The organism is Streptomyces sp. CRN 30 (genome assembly GCF_034105845.1).
Genome location: NZ_JAVRHI010000442.1, coordinates 59139 through 74009, shown reverse-complemented (window position 1 = coordinate 74009; position 14871 = coordinate 59139). Strand labels below are relative to the sequence as shown.

Genomic DNA, 14871 nt, shown 5'->3' with positions numbered 1-14871 from the left:
CCTGACAGACAGCGTTGTAGACCCTAGCCAACCGGGTAAGCGATATGCTACGGACGGGGAGCGGGCCTACTGTGGGCATGAACACGCCCCGGACTGCTGGCATGGCTTCCCGGTCGAGTGGAGGAGAGTGCCCGAGAGACTTCGGCGTCAGTGGTTAGCTGACCATCGAGTCTCGCGTCGCAGCATCAGAGAGTATTGGTGACCGCAATGACTGTGAGCAACTGGGAAATGCAGGCGGGAGACCCCGCCGATTTTGCATTCAAGCTTTCGTTTTTGCGTAACCCTCACGGAGAGCAAGATCGCGCTACTCCGGAGGAGGCCAACTCTTGGGGCTCTTTCGCATTGTGGGTGGCCGGAGAGAACCTCTGTGCGCACCTTGAGCAGGGTGAGGTAATCGAGGCTGCCCATTGGTACATGATTCCCTTCTTGGAGTGGCTAACCAAAAACTGGAACGCTATTTTCCATGAAGAGCAGTTGCCTCTGAAGAATGTGGGATATTCGGCCGCTGAGGCTATGACCCTGACCAAGAGTCCTCCGATTTCACTTAAGGATTTGGATGAATTCGAGTGGCTTGACGAGTGGACCACTTGGTGGGATAGGCACAGCGTTAGGTCTGCACGTGAGGGTGGCCTCTTCCCAGACGTTTACATGCGTCGCTATGGAGCCTCGCTTGAGGTATCTACAGGAGCCGAAAGGCTGGTCGGCATACCTGAGGAATTTACCTTCCTGGCCCCGCATAGGCGCTATGAGGTGGATTTGGTAAATTCGACCGAGGCCGTGTACGCAGTGCTCCAAGCCGCATCACAAGAGCTTCGGCGAAGGCTGCCTGATTCACATCGGGTCGCGACTCTGGTCGCAAATGTCGAAGAGATTTCGAGTGACTTGAACGTCTCCAATCGCATGGCCTGGCTGGCGGGCCTTGGGGCGGACGCTGAAAAATACAGCGCCATTTCTTCGGCCGTTGACCAGGCACTTGCTGGCGTCTCCGAGGATGTGCGACGAGAGATCACGGGGGCCAATCACGTCACGGCACTCGTTGTTCAAGGTAGCGCTTACGCGCAGTTGGTGTACGGCGCGTACAGCCCCTCTATAAACCGTGACGACGTGATCACCCTTGCCACAGCATTGGTTGAGAATCACGTTAGCGATGCGTCACCTTGGCTTAACAAGCTTGCACTCTCCTTTGATCCGGTTGAAGTACGAGAGCTAACGCCGGGAGAGCAGGGGAGCTGGCTTGGTGAGCGAGCGTGTGAATTGCTGGTCACACACCAAGATCGGTCCTGGGTGGACGTACATTCGGTCTTTGTTGCTTTGGATATCCCGCACGAAAAAATCACTCTTTCCGATCGGGACATTCGGGCGGTTTCTGTTTTTGGGCCGAATCAGCGTCCGAAGGTGTTCTGCAACACTCACACAAAGTGGGGGCAGAGTCGTGAGGTCGAACGCTTCACGCTGGCGCATGAACTGGCTCACCTGTTGCTTGATCGCAATCGGGCCAGTGAGCTAGCTGTCGCTTCCGGTCCGTGGGCTCCTCTTTTTGTAGAGCAGCGAGCTAACGCCTTTGCGGCTGCCTTTTTGATGCCTACTTGGCTGTTAAGGGATCATCTCGCGCAAATCAATGGCGATATTCGAGACCTTGAAACAATTTCAAGTCTGGCCACGCGCTTGCATGTCAGCGTTTCGTCCATTATCGACCGTCTTCACAATCTTGGCGAGCTGGATGGTGGCGACAGATTTCAGTTGAAGGCTCAATGGCGCCGTAACTCCGGCTTGAGCGGTTGAGTCCAGAGTACAATTACTGATTCGGCGAGTTGCGCTACTCGGGTCGGCGGAACGAATTGGGGCTGAAGCTGCCTTAGCGCAAGTGATCATGGCTCTGTAGGCTTGTGGCGCGTCGGCCACTCTGCGGACCTGCCCGGTAAAGCGCGACGCTGGGGCCATGATCTTCACGGCTCGCGCCAAAGTGGCTGCCGCAGCTGTGGAGCCAGCCGCCCCCGCCACGACACACTCCCTCTCTGGCGGCAGGCGGCCGATTGCTGTGCGCGCGGCGCGGTTGCCGGCCGGGCTGGAGCGGGGCGGAGACAGGAGTGCAAGCCCGGCCGGGGGCCGGGCCGCGCGCGGGGAGCGGAGCGAGCCGCCTTGAACCAGTAGAGAAAGTTTGAATCACATCGGGGATCGTGTTCGTGATCTTGGTCGTTGCTCCTTCGCGCGATGGCGTCTGCTCTGTGGTGTACAACCTGGGGTATGGGGAGTGAGCGGCGAGGGCGGATGAGGGCGCTTGGGGCGCGTCTTCGGGCTCTGCGGGCGGATGCCGGTATGACGGGTGCCGCGCTGGCGCAACGAGCCGGTGTGGGACAGCCAACGGTCTCCAAGGTCGAGACCGGGCGTATGGTGCCCAGCTTCGATGTGCTCGACCGGCTGTCTCGGGCCCTTGGTCTCGACGAGTTGACGGTCCGTGAGGTTCGTGAGCTCCTGACTGCTGTGGCGACTGCTGCGGGCTCTGATCAGAGCTCCGCCAGTGACCTTCCGGCGGGAGCAACCCTGGATGAGGCGGTCCGCAGTGCTCGGCTGGTGCGGTCGTTTCAGTGCGTGGTGCTGCCGGCCATGCTTCAGAGTGCCGAGTACGCCCGGCACGTCTTCGCCAGTGCTCCGCACGCGGACGATGAGGCGGTCGGCCGTGCTGTGGCTGCTCGGATAGGGCGGCAGAGTGTGCTGTACGAGCCGGGGCGGGAGTCAGTGTTCGTGCTGACGGAAGCCGTGTTGCGGACGTGGCCGGGGTCTCCGTCGCTCATGCTGGCCCAGCTCGACCGGCTGCTGGCCGTCGAGAGTCTGAGCACGGTGCGGCTCGGTGTCATTCCGTGGAGTCGTCCAGTGCCGCTCATGCCGCGTCACGGGTTCACGCTGTGCGATGAGCGGGCGGTTGTGGTGGAGGCGTTCTGGGAGGAGCGGGTCTCGACCGAGGGGGCTGAGCTGGCGTTGTACGGGGAGACATTCGGTCGTTTCGAAGGTGCTGCTGTCTTCGGTGCTGCGGCGCGTGAGCTGCTGTTGCGGGTCATGGGGGAGTTCCGGGGTATGGCGGACGCCTCCACTCGATAGAGGAATAATTCCTCAGAATGCCTAGTGCGTTGACTGCTCCAGGAATACTCTGCTCCTCACGCTGTCTAGCCCCCTAGACGAGGAGTGGGTCCCGTGCTGGTCAAGTGGTGCCGCGCCTTCCCCGGCCTGCCGGAGCAAGTTGCCGAAGCCCGTCACTTCGTCGCTGCCGTCCTGCACGGGTGGCGCGGCGCTGAGGCTGCCGTCCTGGTCGTGAGCGAACTGGCGGCCAACGCCGTTCAACACACACTGAGTGGCGCGGATGGCGGCCGCTTCCTTGTGATCGTCGACTTCCGTGCGGAGTCCGTCCGCCTTGAGGTGGTCGACCAGGGCGGCGACCGCTTGCCGCAGAGGTGCGACGCGACCAGTCAGCAGGAGGGCGGCCGGGGCTTGACGCTGGTCGCGGCCTTCTCCAAGGACTGGGGGGTAGCGGACTCGGTCGACGGGCGCTCCGTGTGGGCCGACTTTTCACTGGGTGGGGCGTGAGTGCCCTCGGCCCGGGATCGGCTCCTGGTTGCCGCGTCGGCGGTGACGGGTGAGCCCTCGGGGTGTGCCTCGGCGCCGATCTGGCTTCTATGTAGTCGGTGCTCGTTCGGGACTGCCACTCCCACCCGTTTTGTCTAGGGGCCTAGACTTCTGGGTGTATCCAGGAGGTGAGGGCATGTCGGACGAGTTGCAGCGGATCGCGACGATTGACGATCCGTACCGGCTCCTGCGTGAGGTCACGACCCGGTTGGCCGACGCACAGCAGGAGGTGACCGAGCTGGCCCGGCTGCGCCGGCGCGTGGTCCAGGACCTGCACGCGCAGGGGTTGTCGTACGCGCAGATCGCGGAGAAGGCCGGGCTGAGCCGCGGGCGCATTCACCAGATTCGGCACACCGGCCCGGCGCCCGAAGGGGCCTTCCTCGGTACGGGAGCCGTCATCGTCGCAACTCCGCTGCGGCGGGACGACGAGCGGGGGCGCACGGTTGTCGCGGTGGACGACGTGAGTTCCGGCAAGCGCCTGGAGGACCTGGCGCGGTCGTACGGGCTCAACGTCACCTCGGAGCACGTGCCGGTGAGCGGTGACATCGACCTCAACCGTGACGGCCTGGTCGTCGTCTGCGGCCCGCGCATGTCGCAGGGCATGTGGGACACCTACGCCCAGGACCCGGTGTTGCGCTGGGAGCAGGCGGAGGACGGGCCCTGGACGGTCGTGGACCGGCGGACCGGCACCGTGCACCGGTCCGGGCAGGACAGCGACCCGGCCCGGCCGTACGACGTGGGGTATCTCGGCAGGCTGCCCCGGCCGGACGGTAACGGCTCACTGCTCGCCATCGCCGGTATCCATACGCAAGGCTCGCTCGGCGTTGTGCAGCTGCTCGCTTCTGACTTGAACGCCCTGTGGGGGCAGATCGGGGAGCAACGATTCTCCACGCTGGTGGGTGTCGAGTACGACCCGGAGACCAGCGAGCCGAAGTCCGTGGAACTGCTCTGCCCGCTCTACCGCCACGACGAGGAGAACTCGGCGTGAGGGTCAGCCTCGGCACCCTGCCCGCTGAACCAGGCAGAGAGAACGAGGACTACGCTGCCGCCGCTCCCGGCGCGGCGGTCCTCCTCGACGGAGCCGGTGTGGCGGGGGCAGAGACTGGGTGCGTGCACGGTGTCGCCTGGTTCTCCGGGACGCTGGGCGCGCTGTTGCTCCGCAGCATCACAGCGCATCCCGCGCGGTCGCTCGCCGACTGTCTGGCCGACTCTATCGACCAGGTCCGGGGCATGCACGACGGCACCTGCGACCTGACCTATCGGGCCAGCCCGACCAGTACGGTCGTCGCCGTCCGGGTGGTTGGCCGGGAGCTCCAGTACCTCGTTCTCGGTGACTCTTCGCTCCTCCTCGCCGAGCACGATGGAGGCGCGGTCGTCATCACCGACGAGCGCCTGGATGAGGTCGGCAAGCGGCTGCGCGGACCCGTCGACGAGCTGCCCACGGGCTCACCGGAACACGTCGTAGCGCTGGCCGAGTACCGAGACGCCCTGACGGGACTGCGCAACCGGCCGGACGGCTTCTGGATCGCCGGCCCCGACTCACGGGCGGCCGAGCATGCGCTGACAGGGACCGTCCCGTTGGATGCGCTCACGTCTGTGACGCTGCTGAGCGACGGGGCGACACGATTGGTCGACCGCTTCAACCTTGCGGACTGGGCACAGGTATTGAGCGTCCTCGGCTCGCCTGGGCCGGATGAGCTGATCCGGCAGGTCCGGGAGGCGGAAGCGGGGGACCCTCACGGTCGGCGCTGGCCGCGCGGCAAGGCGCAAGACGATGCGACAGTCGTTCATTGGGTGTTGTCGTAAGGCGGCTATCGCGAACGCGCCTGCCGCCTGATCACCCGCCGACAAGCACCGTTCCCGACCAGACCGGCACCCGCCTCACGCCCACAAGCGGGTCCGGCAAACTGATCGCATGAACCGTGTCGCCATGCAATCCGTACTCGCCCAGGACGGCAGCGTCTCCGCTCGTGCAGCCCTGGCCGAGTTGGAGGCAGGTTCTGACTTCGAGGTCTTCCTGAGCCAAACCGCTTCCGCACGACAGCTTTGGGACATCTGGTCCTGGCGACAGCAAGTCATGCACGACACGGACGTCACACCTCGGCCCGGACTAGCCGAAGCCGTTGACAGACTCGAAGCTGCGGGAACGGCTCGGGTCTACATGGCGACAGTTACCGAACCGCAGGGACGTTTCGTTCTCTTCCTCTCGGAAGACCTCACTCGGTGCGTCGCCTGCTGGTAGCACCCTCGAATCGTGTTGGCCGTTCTTCACCCGGCTGACAGCGCTCAACGTATACCCCCCTAGACAGTTGATGGGGCGTCGGGTTACGGTTGGCGTCAACCCCCCTAGACAGTTCGGGGCGGGTCGCCCCTCGCCGTCTAGGGGGGTACACAGTCCCGTTCGGCGCTGACTGAGAGGCGCCGCCAACCCAGTGAGGTACACAGAATGCGTGTCATCCCCGTGGACGCTTCGGCTGCGACGCTGCTCGTCACCAAGCTGCCTGAGGTGAAGGTGAGGGACCGTCAGACCGGTGAGGTCGCCGTCGACCCGGTGACCAACGACCGGCTCATGGTGATGGAGCTGGTGTTCATTGCCGAGGGCGGCTCGGACATGATCAAGGTCACCGTTCCGGAGAAGGGTATCGGTGAGGGCCTGGTCATGGGCGTGCCGGTCTTCCTGTCCGGCCTGGTGGCCCGGCCCTGGGAGAGCGAGTTCAACGGCCGTGCCCGGCACGGCATCGCCTATCGGGCGGACGCCGCCATGGTCGGCGCCCCGGCCGCTTCGGTGCAGGGCTGATCGCCATGACCGATGTCGTCTGGGTGCTGGGCGCCGGCCTGCTGGCGCTGGCCGCGCTGCTGGTGATCCGCCACCGTCTGCCGGTGCTGTTCTGGTGGCTCGTTGGGTACCCGGTCGTCTCCGTGCGGGTGCTCGCCTCGTACCGGGCGACCATGGACGCGTGCGGGCTGACGGTGCCCGCCTCGGCCGTGCGGCGGGCCACGGCCCGGGTGTTGGGGCGTGAGGCGGCGCCGGTACCGCCTCGCCGGTCGCTGCCCTGTCCGACCGGGTCCGGGCTCGTGATGCGGCTGCGGATGGCGGCCGGGCAGGCACCCGAGGACTTCACCGCCTCGGCCGACCGGCTGCGGCACGCCTGGGGCGCCCACGCCGTGCACATCCGGCCCACCAAGCCGGGACGGCTGGAGCTCCGATTGATCGGCTGGGACGTGCTCGCCGACGTACGTCCCGCCCGGCGGCGGCTGCGGAGCGGGCCACTGCTGCTGCCACTGGCGCTGCGGGAGGACGGACACTGGCACGTCCGGGACTTCCGCACCGTCCCGCACGAACTGATCCTCGGCGCGACCCAGTCCGGGAAGTCGGTGTACCTGCGCAACCTGCTGTGCGGGCTGGCCCGGCAACCGGTCGCCCTCGTCGGCATCGACTGCAAGTGGGGCGTCGAGCTGGCGCCGTTCGCGCCCCGCCTGTCGGCGCTGGCCGACACCCCGGACCGGGCCAACGGCATCCTCGATGCGCTGCTGGAGGAGATGGAGGCACGGTTCCGCCTGATCGGTCTGTTGGGCGGGGCCGGTGAGGACGTCCGACTCACCTCGGACGTGTGGGGGCTGCCGGAGGCGATCCGGCCGGTGCCGGTCGTGGTCGTCGTGGACGAGGTCGCGGAACTCTTCCTCGCCGCGGGCAAGGAGGACGAGAAGCGACGGGACGCCATGGTCACCAAGCTCATCCGGCTCGCCCAGCTCGGCCGCGCCGCCGGCATCTACCTCGAGGTGTGCGGGCAGCGCTTCGGCTCCGAGCTCGGCAAGGGCGCGACCATGCTGCGCGCCCAGCTCACCGGCCGGGTCTGCCACCGTGTGAACGACGAGACCTCCGCCAACATGGCGCTCGCCGACGTCGCCCAGGAGGCCGCGCTGGCCGCCACCTCCATCCCGGCCGAACGGCCCGGCGTCGCGGTCGTCGGCGACGCCTCCGGCGGCTGGTCCCGCGTCCGCTCCCCGCACCTCACCCTCGACGAAGCGGCGGCCGTCTGCCGCGACACCTCCGGCCTGGTGCCGGAACTGCCCCGGCTCGACGCCTTCCGGCCCGTCGTCTTCGTGAAGCCCACCGAGTCGGCCCCCTCGGCGACTCCCGCGCCCACTGCTCGCCCGGTCACCGAGTAGCCGCGCTTCCCCTCCCACGGTCGGCGTGACCGCCTCACGCCAGGTCCCTACCCCTCCCATGCCCGACACCGGAAGGAAGCCGAGCCGATGCGCACCCTATTGGCCCGTCTGGACGCCGTGATCATCCAAGCCGTCATCGCGGGCGCCCTGTCCTTCTCCCACCTGCACGACCTGGCCGAAGCGGCCGGGCAAGGCGGCTGGAAGGCATGGGCCTACCCGGTCAGCGTCGACCTGCTGCTGGTGGCCGCCTGGCACCGGATGCGCGAACAGCAGCGGGCAGGACGACCGGCCGGGGGGCCGCGGCTGTGGTTCCTCGTCGCACTGGCCGCATCCCTCGGCGCCAACGTCGCCACCGCCGGACTCCTCGACCTGGACTACGTCCCCGCGTGGCTGCGCGTCGTGGTGGCCGGCTGGCCCGCCGTCGCCTTCTTCGGCGGCACGCTCCTCGCCCACACACCCCGCGCACCGAAGCAGGAGGAGAGCCCGGATTCGACACTGCCGACCGCCGAAACGGACCGGGAGCCGGAACCGGTGCCCGAACCGGTCCCGGTGGCCGTGGCTGCCCCCGACCGTGACGCGCTGCCCGCAGCGCCATCCAACCCGGCCGCCGTGCCCGAGCCCGCCCCGGTCACCGCGTCCGACTCCGCGCCTGCCCCGGCCCCGCCCCTGCCTCCCGTCCTCGTCGACCGCGTCCGGGCCCTGGCCGACGAACACCGCGCCACCACCGGCCACCCGGCCGACCCCGACCACGTCCGCACCCGGCTCGGCCTGCCCCCGTCCATGACCCCGTCCGTCGCCGCCCACCTCTGAGAACGGAGTCCCGCCGTGCTCCCGCGCTTCCGCAACGTCCGCCGCATCGGCCCCGTACGCGTCGCCTCCTACATCGTCCGCGGCCGACACCGCCACCTGGCCGCCTGCACCGCCCCGAACTGCGACTTCACCTCCGAGTACGACAGCCGCGCCGCCGCCGAGCTGGCCGCGCGCACCCACCGCTGCTCACCCCGCTGACCCGAAGGGCTCCGCCATGACCGTGAACCTCCCGCTCGTCCTGGTGCTGGCCGCCGTCGCCTGGTTCGCCGTCCGCTTCCTCGCCGTCCGCGTCTGGCTCGTCGTCGCCCTGGTCCTCCTCGGCTCCCTGCTCGCCGGAACCGTCTTCGGCCCGTACATCACCGACCTGACCCGGCTCGGCGTGGACGCCGTAAACGGCCGCTGACCCCGGTCTGCCCCGCCCCTCCGTCTACCCGCACTGTCTAGCCCCCTCGACAGTGCGGGTGGCAGGTGCCTCGCCCCAACGCTCTGACGCCTCAAAGGAGAGATCCGCAGATGCACGCCCCGGCTCCCACCGGAGCCCTCCGCCAACTGGTGGCCCACGCCCGGCACGGCGACCTCGGCGCCTACGCCCGGCAGGTCCAGCGCCTCGGCGGCTGCGAACAGCCCATCCGCATGGAGGGCCACCGGCTCCACGTCCACGCCACCACCGGAGAGATCGTCCGAGAACTCGTCGACCGCGACCTTCCGGCCGGACAGCTCCTCATCCGCTGCAACAACCGCCGCGCCACCCGCTGCGCGACCTGCAGCGAGGTCTACCGCAAAGACACCTTCCAGCTCGTCACGGCCGGACTGAACGGCGGCAAGGGCATCGGCCCGGCCGTCGCCCAACACCCGCGCGTCTTCGCCACCTTCACCGCTCCTTCCTTCGGCCCTGTGCACAACCGGCCCGGCGGCGGCCGGTGCCGCTGCGGACACCTCCACCCGGCCGACGACCCCGCCCTCGGCACACCCCTCGACCCCGACCGCTACGACTACCGCGCGGCCGTCCTGTGGAACGCCCACGCCGGAGCCCTGTGGGGCCGCTTCACCACCTACCTCCGCCAGCACCTCGCAGCCGCCGCGGGCATCCCCCGCTCGGAGCTCCGCCACTGCCTCAAGGTCTCGTACGCCAAAGTCGCCGAGTACCAGCGACGCGGCGCCATCCACTTCCACGCCGTCATCCGCCTCGACGGCCCGGACGGCGCAGAAGACACCCCGCCGGCCTGGGCCACCACAGAACTCCTCACCGACGCCATCCGCTCAGCGACCCGGCTCGCCGAAGCACCCGGCCCCGACCTCGACGGCCGCACCTACGCCTTCCGCTTCGGCAAGCAACTCGACATCCGCCCCATCCGCTCCGCCGACTTCGCGGGCACCACGGAGTTGTCCAGCCGCGCCGTGGCGGGCTACATCGCCAAGTACGCCACCAAGGGCGCCGAGAGCGCCACCGGCACCGTGGACCGACCGATCCGCAACCCGATCACAGACCTGATCGGCGCCGACATCACCGACCACGCCCGCCAGATGATCCTCACCTGCTGGCGCCTCGGCGCCCGGCCGGACCTGGAAGACCTGCGCCTGCGCAAGTGGGCCCACATGCTCGGCTTCCGCGGCCACTTCTCCACCAAGTCCCGCGCCTACTCCGTCACCCTCGGCGCCCTCCGCCAGCAACGCGCCGACCACAACGAAGCCCAGGCCCGGGAACGCGCGGCCGAAGCGGGCCACCCGCTGCCCGACCTCGACCCCGACACCGTCCTGGTCCTCTCCCACTGGCGCTTCGCTGGCACCGGCCTCACCGCCGCCGAGCACTTCATCACCCACGGCAGTCCGCCACCCACCACGGACACCACCGACTCACGCGCAGACGCCGAAGGGGAGCCGATCCATGCATGACGACGAGCTGCTGACCGTGCCCGCCGTCATGGCGCTGCTCAAGCTCGGCCGGTCCACGGTCTACGACCTGATCCGCTCCCGCCGCCTGCCCTCGATCACCATCGGCCGGTGCCGTCGCATCCCGGCGCGGGCTGTCCGCGAGTACATCACCAACGAACTGGAGGCCGCGGCCTGATGGCCCAGCAACGCAAGCGCAACCCGAACGGCGCCGGCACCATCACCAAGCGCAAGGACGGCCGCTTCCAGTGCGCCGTGTACGTCCTCCAGCCGGACGGCACCCGCGCCCGCAAGTTCGCCTATGGCAAGACCTGGGCCGAGTGCGACGCCAAGCGCCGGGAGCTCCTCGACAAGGTCGACCAGGGCGTGCCCGTACCCACCAGATCGGCGAAGCTCGCCGAGTGGCTGCCGTACTGGCTGGAGAACGTGATCAAGCCTCATCGGAAGCGGACCACGTACGCCAAGTACGAATTCCACATGCGGCTCTACCTGGTGCCCATGCTCGGCACCAAGAAGCTGGAGTCCCTTGGCGTCGCCGACGTCCGGCGCTTCCTCTCCAAGCTGGAGCGGCAGACCACGGCGGCCACCGCCAAGGAGACGCACAAGGTGTTGCGTTCCGCCCTGTCGGCGGCCTGCCGGGAAGAGCTGATCACCCGGAACGTCGTCACCCTCGTCGAGCCGCCTCGCGTCGAGTCCCGCGACCTCGAGCCGTGGAGCTTGGCCGAGACGCTCGACTTTCTCACCGCGGCCCGTACCGATCCCCTCTATCCCGCGTTCGTGCTCGCCATCGCGCTCGGGATGCGCCGCGGGGAAGTCGTCGGGCTCCGCTGGGAGGACGTCGACCTGGAGCAGCGCCAGATCCGCATCCGGAAGCAGCGGCAGCGGGTCGGCGGGGAGGCGTACGACGATGATCCGAAGGGGCGACGCCGTAAGCAGGTGCTGCCGCTGCCGGCCATCTGCATCGCCCCTCTGCGGTACCAGCGGATGCGGCAGGCAGCGATCCGTGAGCGTGCCGGGGAGCGCTGGGAGGAGACCGGATACGTGTTCACCACTCGTACCGGGCGGCCGATCGAGCCGCGCAACGTCTACCGGTCCTTCACCCGGGTCGCCAAGAACGCGGGGCTGCGGGTGGTCCGGCTGCACGATGCCCGGCACGGGACGGCGACCCTGCTCACCGCGGCCGGGGTGGCTCCGCGCGTCGTGATGGAGATCCTCGGGCACAGTCAGATCGCCGTCACGATGAACGTCTACACGCACGTGGTGCAGGACACCCAGCGCGAGGCTGTCAGCCACATGGACCGGCTGCTCGTGCGGCGTCTCCAGCGCGAGTAGTCCCCGGCACTGACCTGGCGCCGATCCAGCGGCGTTGATGTCAATCCTGGATGTCAAAGGCCCCCAGCCATGATCGGCTGGGGGCCTTTCCCCGGTGGGCGCGGACGGTTTCGAACCGCCGACATCCGCCTTGTAAGGGCGGCGCTCTACCGCTGAGCTACGCGCCCGGGACGAGTCGACAGCCTACATGGCCCGAGGGCGTGCCCTGCAAACCCGAGGTGGGGGTGGGAGTGCGTCACGGCGAGGGCGATGCGGGGGTTAACCCCACCCTGCTTCGGGGAGTGGGCCGGATTCTGGTGGGTCGAGACGGGCCGTAGCGTCGGAGACGTCGGGGGAGCTGGTCTTGGATCCCCGTTCTCTCGCAGGTTGATGCACGTCAATGGTTCAGGGGGAAGTTCTCATGGTTCGTACAAGGCGTGTCCGGGCGGGCGCCGTCACCGGAGTGGTCGCGGTGCTCGTGGGGGCGCTCGCCGCGTGCGGTGCCGAGGCCGGGGAGGACAGTGATCCGGAGCAGCGGTCCTTCGCCCTCCAGGGGCGTGCCCTCACCATTGATTCCGATGACTCCGCGCTGGAGCTCGTGCCCGCCGACGTGGGCGAGGTGCGGGTGACCCGGTGGTTCGCGGGTCGTGCCGTCGTGGGGAGTGCCGGCGTGTCCTGGGGGATGGAGGACGACCGGCTCGAGCTGCGTACGAAGTGCCGGGGGTTCATCACCAGTTGCTCGGCCAGGCATCGGGTCGAGGTGCCGCGCGGTGTCGCCGTCACGGTGAAGAGCACGGACGGGAGTGTCACCGCCAAGGGGTTCGAGGAGGCGCTGCGCATCAGTACGGCCGATGGGTCGGTGCGGGTCTCGGACAGCAGCGGGCCGCTGGAGGTGGACAGCGAGGACGGGGCCGTGCGCGCGGAGGGGATCGAGGCGCCGAGCGTCAAGGCCCGTACGGAGGACGGGTCCGTCCGGCTCGAGTTGCGGGCCGTGCCGGACCTGCTGGAGGCCCGCAGCGCCGACGGCTCCGTCGATATAGCGCTGCCCCAGGAGACGTACCGCGTGACGGCCGAGAGCTCCGACGGGTCGGTCGACGTGTCCGTGCCCCGCGACGAGTCCAGCGACCATGTGGTCACCGCTCGGACGAACGACGGATCGATCAAGGTGCGCACGGCGAACTGAACGACCCGTGTGTTCGTCCTTGTCCAGTGGGAGAATGAATTCGGGCAGGGCGGATCACAGCACGGGAGAGGGATGTGACGGCGATACCTTCGCAGCCGTACACGCCGTTTGCGCCATGGGCGCGTCGCGCAGCACGTCGCCGGTCCGGACTCCCGCAGGCACGAAGTCCGAGAAGTGTAGTTGGTTCGGCTGGTGGGCCCGGCGGTCCGCGTCGCGGGTCCGGTGGTGGCGCGGGTGCCCGTGACCTGCTGACCCTCGTGGCGGCCGTTCCCGTGCTCGCACTGCTCACCCTGCCCGCGGCCTTCACGGGTGGCGGGACGCGACGGTGGTTCGGGGGGCGGGCCGAGAACCAGCGGGCCGAGGCGCAGGCCGCGAAGGACGCCGCCGCGGCCGCGTTCTACGAGCTCGACACCGCCCAGCGCGATCTGCGGATCTCCATAGAGACGATCAGCGCTGTCGATGATTCCCCCGATGCCCGCCGTGCCGTCTCCGGGTTCGAGGCGCTGGGGCGGCGGATCGACGAGGCCAGTCATCGGTACATCGAGGCCGTGGACGCCCATGATCTCGACCGGGACGACCTGGAGTCCTCCGCCGCCTCCCGCGCCCGTGCCGAGCTGACCGCCGCGAAGGACGAGCTCGGGCGGGTCAAGGAGGAGCTGGACCGTTTCGCCGCCGGGCTCGGGCCGCTGCTCGGCAAGGCCGAGACCCAGCTGGCCCGGCTCGCCCCGGCGGTCGAACGCGCCCGCCAGGCCCTGCTCGCCGCCACGGGCGCCCTCGACTCCGTACGGGGGTCGGGACTGGAGGCCGACGACCTCGCCGCCCGGCTGGCCGCCCTCGCCCCCGAGCTGACCAAGCTCAACCAGGGCGCCGGACAGCACGGTGTGCCGGGGACCCTGGAGCGCGCCGACCGGGTCGTACGGGAGGCCGAGGCGGTGCGCGCGGAGGCCGAGCGGCTGCCGGAGCGGGCCGCCGAGATAGACCGCCGGCTGGTGTCGCTGCGCACCCGCGCGCAGGCGCTGACCACGCGTTCCGAGCAGGTGGAACCGGTGCTCAGCGAATTGCGCCGGCGGTTCTCGGCCGCCTGCTGGCAGGACCTGCAGAACGTGCCGGACCAGGCCGCGCGGGACGTACGGCAGGCCGAGGGGAAGCTCGTGGAGGCCCGGGCCGCACGCGACGAGCAGCGCTGGCCGGACGCCACCGCCCTGCTGTCGACCGTACGGGCGCTGCTGAACGCCACGGACGAGGCCGTCTCCGCGGCGGGCGACCGGCTGCAGCGGCTGAACGCCGTACAGAAGGACCCGCAGCAGGAGATCGAGCGGACCCGGTTCGCGATCCGTGACGCCCAGCGGCTGGCCATGGCGGGCCGGGCCACCCCCGATCCGCGGCACGCGCGCCCGCTCGACGACTCCGTCGCCCGGCTGGAGCGCGCGATCGCCACACTGGAGGGACGGCACCCCGACTACTGGCACTTCCTGACGGAGACGGAGGCGGTGCGGGCGAACGTGGCCCGGGTCGTGAACCGGATCCGCGAGGACCGCGGCGCGGGAGCCTCCTGAGCGCACGGGGCCTCCCCCGAGCTCCGTCTCGGCCTCCCGAGCGCTCGAGGCCTCCTGAGTGTCGGTGCGCCCCGCTAACCTGTCCGCATGCCTCGCTACGAGTACCGCTGCCGGACCTGCGGCGACACCTTCGAACTGAGCCGTCCCATGGCGGAGTCCGCCGCGCCCGCCGACTGCCCCGCCGGTCACGCCGACACGGTCAAGCTCCTGTCGACGGTGGCGGTGGGCGGCTCGGCCTCCGCTCCGGCCGCCGCGTCCCGTCCGACGGGCGGCGGCGGTGGCGGTGGCGGTTGCTGCGGTGGGGGCTGCTGCGGCTGAAGTCGTCGAGGCTGA

General features: G+C 69.0%; 17 protein-coding genes and 1 tRNA gene. 17 read left to right on the top strand and 1 reads right to left on the bottom strand.

From position 1 onward, the window contains the following. Positions 1 to 213 precede the first annotated feature (213 nt). The 14 genes from UW392_RS49510 to UW392_RS49445 all read left to right on the top strand — a co-directional run bounded on the left by UW392_RS49510 (position 214) and on the right by UW392_RS49445 (position 11820). Complete coding sequence (locus UW392_RS49510) at positions 214 to 1782, top strand: ImmA/IrrE family metallo-endopeptidase (RefSeq protein WP_320781967.1); 1569 nt, start codon at positions 214 to 216, stop codon at positions 1780 to 1782. 462 nt (positions 1783 to 2244) lie between these two features. Further along, positions 2245 to 3096 (top strand): helix-turn-helix transcriptional regulator, encoded by an 852-nt coding sequence (locus tag UW392_RS49505; protein WP_320781966.1) that lies wholly within the window; start codon positions 2245 to 2247, stop codon positions 3094 to 3096. Positions 3097 to 3189: 93 nt separating this feature from the next. Then, complete coding sequence (locus UW392_RS49500) at positions 3190 to 3579, top strand: ATP-binding protein (RefSeq protein ID WP_320781965.1); 390 nt, start codon at positions 3190 to 3192, stop codon at positions 3577 to 3579. Positions 3580 to 3754: 175 nt separating this feature from the next. Continuing rightward, on the top strand, positions 3755 to 4606 hold the full coding sequence (locus UW392_RS49495; protein ID WP_320781964.1) for a sigma factor-like helix-turn-helix DNA-binding protein: 852 nt from the start codon (positions 3755 to 3757) through the stop codon (positions 4604 to 4606). Continuing rightward, positions 4603 to 5424, top strand: coding sequence for an integrase (locus UW392_RS49490; RefSeq protein ID WP_320781963.1), 822 nt, complete (start codon positions 4603 to 4605; stop codon positions 5422 to 5424). Before UW392_RS49495 ends, UW392_RS49490 begins: the two co-directional genes overlap by 4 nt. Before the next feature lie 109 nt (positions 5425 to 5533). Further along, entirely contained in the window at positions 5534 to 5860 is a 327-nt protein-coding gene (locus UW392_RS49485; RefSeq protein WP_320781962.1) for a hypothetical protein, read from the top strand. A 204-nt stretch (positions 5861 to 6064) separates the two neighbouring features. Next, positions 6065 to 6415, top strand: a complete 351-nt coding sequence (locus tag UW392_RS49480) for a hypothetical protein (protein ID WP_320781961.1) — start codon at positions 6065 to 6067, stop codon at positions 6413 to 6415. Between the two features lie 5 nt (positions 6416 to 6420). Further along, complete coding sequence (locus tag UW392_RS49475) at positions 6421 to 7788, top strand: FtsK/SpoIIIE domain-containing protein (protein ID WP_320781960.1); 1368 nt, start codon at positions 6421 to 6423, stop codon at positions 7786 to 7788. Between the two features lie 87 nt (positions 7789 to 7875). Continuing rightward, complete coding sequence (locus UW392_RS49470; protein ID WP_320781959.1) at positions 7876 to 8598, top strand: DUF2637 domain-containing protein; 723 nt, start codon at positions 7876 to 7878, stop codon at positions 8596 to 8598. 15 nt (positions 8599 to 8613) lie between these two features. Continuing rightward, on the top strand, positions 8614 to 8796 hold the full coding sequence (locus tag UW392_RS49465; RefSeq protein WP_320781958.1) for a mobile element transfer protein: 183 nt from the start codon (positions 8614 to 8616) through the stop codon (positions 8794 to 8796). A gap of 16 nt (positions 8797 to 8812) precedes the next feature. Beyond that, positions 8813 to 9001, top strand: coding sequence for a hypothetical protein (locus tag UW392_RS49460; RefSeq protein WP_320781957.1), 189 nt, complete (start codon positions 8813 to 8815; stop codon positions 8999 to 9001). Between the two features lie 110 nt (positions 9002 to 9111). Beyond that, on the top strand, positions 9112 to 10491 hold the full coding sequence (locus UW392_RS49455) for a replication initiator (RefSeq protein ID WP_320781956.1): 1380 nt from the start codon (positions 9112 to 9114) through the stop codon (positions 10489 to 10491). Then, the gene (locus UW392_RS49450) at positions 10484 to 10666 is read left to right on the top strand and encodes a helix-turn-helix domain-containing protein (RefSeq protein ID WP_320781955.1); all 183 of its coding nucleotides are present in this window, start codon (positions 10484 to 10486) and stop codon (positions 10664 to 10666) included. The genes UW392_RS49455 and UW392_RS49450 overlap by 8 nt, the downstream gene beginning before the upstream one ends. Beyond that, positions 10666 to 11820 carry a site-specific integrase gene (locus tag UW392_RS49445; RefSeq protein ID WP_320781954.1) on the top strand — a complete coding sequence of 385 codons (1155 nt, stop codon included), beginning with the start codon at positions 10666 to 10668 and terminating at the stop codon, positions 11818 to 11820. The genes UW392_RS49450 and UW392_RS49445 overlap by 1 nt, the downstream gene beginning before the upstream one ends. A 95-nt stretch (positions 11821 to 11915) precedes the next feature. Here UW392_RS49445 and UW392_RS49440 read toward each other — a convergent pair. Beyond that, a tRNA-Val gene (locus UW392_RS49440) sits at positions 11916 to 11987 on the bottom strand. A 233-nt stretch (positions 11988 to 12220) separates the two neighbouring features. On the opposite strand from UW392_RS49440, the gene UW392_RS49435 reads away from it, so the two are divergent. The 3 genes from UW392_RS49435 to UW392_RS49425 all read left to right on the top strand — a co-directional run bounded on the left by UW392_RS49435 (position 12221) and on the right by UW392_RS49425 (position 14856). Next, the gene (locus tag UW392_RS49435) at positions 12221 to 12982 is read left to right on the top strand and encodes a DUF4097 family beta strand repeat-containing protein (protein WP_320781953.1); all 762 of its coding nucleotides are present in this window, start codon (positions 12221 to 12223) and stop codon (positions 12980 to 12982) included. A 74-nt stretch (positions 12983 to 13056) separates the two neighbouring features. Further along, positions 13057 to 14538, top strand: coding sequence for a hypothetical protein (locus UW392_RS49430; protein ID WP_414497534.1), 1482 nt, complete (start codon positions 13057 to 13059; stop codon positions 14536 to 14538). Positions 14539 to 14625: 87 nt separating this feature from the next. Then, positions 14626 to 14856, top strand: a complete 231-nt coding sequence (locus tag UW392_RS49425; RefSeq protein WP_320781952.1) for a zinc ribbon domain-containing protein — start codon at positions 14626 to 14628, stop codon at positions 14854 to 14856. Positions 14857 to 14871: the final 15 nt, after the last annotated feature.